This window comes from Methanosarcina sp., assembly GCF_035390745.1.
Taxonomy (GTDB): domain Archaea; phylum Halobacteriota; class Methanosarcinia; order Methanosarcinales; family Methanosarcinaceae; genus Methanosarcina.
The window spans coordinates 1-4,449 of sequence record NZ_DAOOUJ010000112.1 but is presented as its reverse complement, the minus strand read 5'-3'; the positions used below and the strand labels follow the sequence as shown (position 1 = coordinate 4,449).

At 41.6% G+C, this 4,449-nt stretch carries 4 protein-coding genes; 2 read left to right on the top strand and 2 right to left on the bottom strand.

The genetic code is table 11. From position 1 onward, the window contains the following. Window positions 1-23 precede the first annotated feature (23 nt). Window positions 24-1,007, bottom strand: a complete 984-nt coding sequence (locus PLL47_RS14530; protein ID WP_324447240.1) for an alpha/beta fold hydrolase — start codon at window positions 1,005-1,007, stop codon at window positions 24-26. 393 nt (window positions 1,008-1,400) lie between these two features. Here PLL47_RS14530 and PLL47_RS14525 point away from each other — a divergent pair, with 393 nt between their 5' ends. Beyond that, window positions 1,401-3,089, top strand: coding sequence for a HEAT repeat domain-containing protein (locus tag PLL47_RS14525; RefSeq protein WP_324447238.1), 1,689 nt, complete (start codon window positions 1,401-1,403; stop codon window positions 3,087-3,089). Window positions 3,090-3,304: 215 nt separating this feature from the next. Beyond that, entirely contained in the window at window positions 3,305-3,505 is a 201-nt protein-coding gene (locus PLL47_RS14520; RefSeq protein ID WP_324447236.1) for a DUF2683 family protein, read from the top strand. Window positions 3,506-3,535: 30 nt separating this feature from the next. Here PLL47_RS14520 and nudC read toward each other — a convergent pair whose 3' ends face one another. Continuing rightward, a complete protein-coding gene (gene nudC / locus PLL47_RS14515) occupies window positions 3,536-4,420 on the bottom strand; it encodes an NAD(+) diphosphatase (RefSeq protein ID WP_324447234.1) in 885 nt (294 codons plus the stop codon). Between the last annotated feature and the right edge of the window lie 29 nt (window positions 4,421-4,449).

Here is a 4,449-nt window from a genome sequence, read left to right as displayed (position 1 = left end):
GTTGAGGGAATTGACGCAATTTGTCATGATTCCTCACTTAACCGAAGACGCATGAGAAATTCTTTCACAAGCGCCCTAGTCCCGTTCATTTGAGATAACATTCCATGCCCTCCGGTATCATATAATACAAGCTGCGATTGGTTTATTTTACTGTGAGCATTTTCCGCATGTTTGTAACTTACCAGCGCATCATCTTTAGAGTGGATAATTAATGTTGGTGCACTAAGATTGCCTGCAGGTACGGTATAAAATTCAATCATTTTTTCATCGTTTACGGTGCCCTTATACCTTTGAGACATTGGGTGCATTATATCAAGCATTTCCTGTGCCAGTTCTTTCTGTTCCGGGCTAAATGTTTCGTATACCTGTGATGGGATTCCCATCAGGTCCAGAATTGTAGATTGAAAAAATCTTGTGAAAAGCCAGTATGCATAATCAGATTGCTGGATAGTGTGAATAATACTAACATAAAAAGGATCCTGGTCCCCTGGTGCCGGGCCCATACTTACAGCAGAAATCAATATCAGTGCTGAGCATCTGTCTGGATAGTCGTTTGCAAACTGAGTGGCTGACGGGCCTCCAGCAGATACGCCAGCAACAATTATTTTATCTATGTTTAAATTGTCCAGAAGAGTTTTATAAGCAGCAGCCTGCAATTCAATTGAAGCATTATCCGGAATGGATGACCGAAGATAGCCATATCGTGAAACCGAGATGAATTTATACCCGTCCCCGAAAAACACTTTGCCAGCCCAGAGTCCCTGATCATAACCTCCTCCTGCGCCATGCAGCAGTAAGACCGGAGTTCCTTCTCCCTCTACAGTATACTCAATATCCCCATACTCTGTTTTCAAAATAGTACTGTTCGAAAGCAATTGCTTTTCTGCTTCCGTCATAGTCTCGTGATAATTTGGATAAGTTAGAGTAATTGGAATAATAGCTGAACAAATTAAAAATGCCAGTATAATCAGTAAAATATTCCTGCTTCTTTTCTTAACTTCTTTCAAGAATACCACTTCTAATTTGTAGTCACTATACCCCGGATTCAAGTCCAGGTATGTTTGCAACCCCTGGACTTCCCAATTATGAATTGTTCAGCAATTTATTTCCCAACAACATTCAAGCCTTTATTAGAAAATTCTCTACAATATCCTATAACTCGCCCTCTAGTTAATCATTCCGACTTTCTATACATAACTCAAAAATATAAGCTATGATTAAAAATTTGTCTTCCATTTCTGGTCTTTCGAAATTACTTACAGCTTTATTATTTATAGGGAATAAATAGACATTTATTTAAATGACAATTCCAGTTTATTTGATAACTCAAACTCATTTGAAGGACATGTCAATTTGAAGAAGGGAGGGGGAAAGAGAGACGGAAAGAGGAGAAAAAAGGAATGACAGGGAAAAGAGAAATGAGAAGCGAGGACAAGATCGAATGTGAGCAGGTTAAAGAAAAAGGATTCAGAATATCCGCCTTTAGTTTCCTGGGACCTGCAGATGATAGAGACAAATATCTGAGAAAAGATTCAGAAGAGTCTCTTGCAAGATCATACCCAGGTCTTCCAGAAAAAGAAAAAATTATAGGAGAGCTCCTTCGACTCAGTTCGGATCCGGAACCACAGATAAGAAGAGGTGCAATAGAGTCTCTTCTTACTATTTATTCGCGAAAATCAGGCAAAGAACAGGACATATGGAATGAACTTCTAAAAATGTCTGGAGATACAGACACAGGTGTTAGAAAGGGTGCTGCAAGCATGCTTTCGTGTGTCTTTCCGGTGGTTGAGGAAAAATCTACTGTTTTTTCTGACCTTATAAAGCTCACTGAGAGTCAGGACGCACAGCTCAGGAAGAAAGCTGCAGAGCTTTTTACTGTCGCATTTGCATACTCAGATGATAAGCAAAAAACATGGGACGATCTTTTGAGGCTTACATCCGCTGAAGACAGAGAGGTAAGAAAAGAGGCTGTACTTGCTCTTTCGTCAGGATATTCAGAGGTTCCGGATAAAAGCAAAGTCTGGAGCGACCTTATCAGGCTTTCGACTCATGGTGATAACTTTGTTCAAAGAGTAGCAGCGAGAACTCTTGGACCTGCCTTTTTTTATGCGCCTGATAAAACACAGGCATGGAAAGACCTGCAGGCTCTTATTGATAACCCTTATATCTACGTCCGTATGTACGCACTTCGATCCCTTGGAAAAGCTTCCCTCTGGAAGGCTCTCAAGGCTGAAAACGAAGCTACTTATCTTTTTGGGCTTAAAGAAGCAGTCAAATATTTTAAAGAGTCGGCTGAGGCCTCTACCCGCACTGTTATTCCCGAATTATACTATCCCTTTTACGAGGCTCTCTTACAGATCCTTTTCGGAGAAAGATCTTCAAAACTTGAAAGCGAACGATATATTTCAGAGGTAACCCATGAGATCAGGTATCTTGAAGAAGACCAGAGGCTTCTTAAAACTATGGAGGAATTCTCCGAGCTCCTTTTAGCAGCAGGAAATCTGACTGCCGGAGATTTGCCTTCCCGGAAGAAACTTCTTGAGACCTGCATTGAGGCTTTTGATAGAGCTTCAGGACTTTTGGATATTATGGAAGAAAACGCTATTTTCGAACAAAAAAACTTGAGAAAAGAGTGTTCAATAACGGGAAAAGTAGTTGCGGAACATAAGCTAAAAGAGGTTCTTTCCGGAATCAGGTATAAAGCAAGAACAGCATGCTTTAAGGCAAAAGGCAAGCCAACGGAAAAAATTACATGTGCTGTAAATCAGAGGGTCAAAACATGGAGTTTACAGGATCTTGAAAAAGATAGAAAAGAACTGGACATGCAGCTTGAGTCTTTGCTCAGCACTCTTAGAATTCAGATTCCCTTTATCCCTGAAAACACGTATATTTTTAAGAAACTTGATGATATCAGTCAGGAACAGCGCCTTCTTGAACGCTACAGGCAAGTAAGTAAATTATTAAGCCTGATACCCGGAGCCAGGATGTATTCAAGAACCCCAGGTAAAAGAATCCAAAGGATAGGGTATGAAAAATGGGTGCTTTATAGATCTGCAGTTTCGGGATTTTCTGACTATGAAAGGCAGTAAACTTATTTTTTGCTTTCCAGCAGCAGCATCTGGTGGATCAGAGAGATGGAAACGGAGATAAAAGTCAAGTTCAGTGTTTCGGTGAAATCTCTCCTCCACTTTTTCTGCCTCTATTTATCTCAGACACTTCACTGCTGATATGGCATTAACCCTCTATTAATATGGTATATATGGTTCAAGTGATAATAAACATTGATGAGCGAACTAATCGAGTTTTGAATAATATCAAGGCTAAACACGGTTTAAAAGACAAAAGTGCTGCTATAATGCACATGGCAGCCGAATATGAAAACGAAATTATGGAACCTGAACTCAGACCTGAGTTTATTGAAAAGGCTCAGGAAATCATGAAACAGGAGCCTATAGACGTGGGAACGGTTGAGAACTGGAAGAAAATAAAAGATAACACAGGATGAATAAAACTACGAATCAAATATGAATCCGCCTTAAACTTCCAGCCCTTCTTCTTTAAGGAAGTGGTCAATCAGTTTCCTTGAAATGCTGATCTTTCCGGGCAGGAAAGGCAGATTATCTGCTGAAAACCATTTTGCATCCTCGATTTCAAACCCGTCTGGCCTGATTTCTCCGGAATCATATTCTGCGGTAAAGCCGATCATGAGGGAATTCGGAAAAGGCCACGCCTGTGTTCCAAAGTAAGTAATGTTTTTTACATTTATACCGACTTCTTCCCAGACTTCCCTTTCAACCGCTGCTTCAGCCGTTTCTCCTGGCTCTACAAAGCCGGCTATCAGGCTGTACATGTCGGAAGGGAAATTCGGAGACCTTGCGAGCAGGATTTTATTGCCGTTTCTTATAAGAACGATAACAGCAGGTGAGATTCTCGGATAGAAAAGCTCGCCGCATACCGGGCATTCTTTGCCCCTTTCTCCCGGTTTTTGCGCGGTCTTTGTTCCGCACCTGCTGCAGAACTGGTTTGTCCTGTCCCATTCCATTACCTGCACTGCTTTGTTCACAAGCTCAAAGCACCCCTCACTCATCTCGGAATATGCCTGTCTGAGGTCAACGAACTCCATCCCTTCCGGAGCTTTCGCGTCCGCAGGCAGTTCAATAGAAAAGCAGTGCGTTCCCTCAAGTTCACCAAGGTACTGTTCCCTTACCGCAGGGAGCCCGAGCTCCCCAATGTCCAGCAGCCTGGGAATTGCTCCGGGGTTTTTGTGAGCTTTAAGAAGGATATCACGTCCCCGGAAAATGAACCAGAGAGCCTTTTTGGTCCTGTCAGCTGGAGGTTCTACACCTGTGATGAATTTCGGGTAAATCGGGTTTTCTCTGTTCGTGGGGGTCATAATGTCCATACTATTGGATTTTGTCATATATATGATTACGGGAGTGATTTATTTCA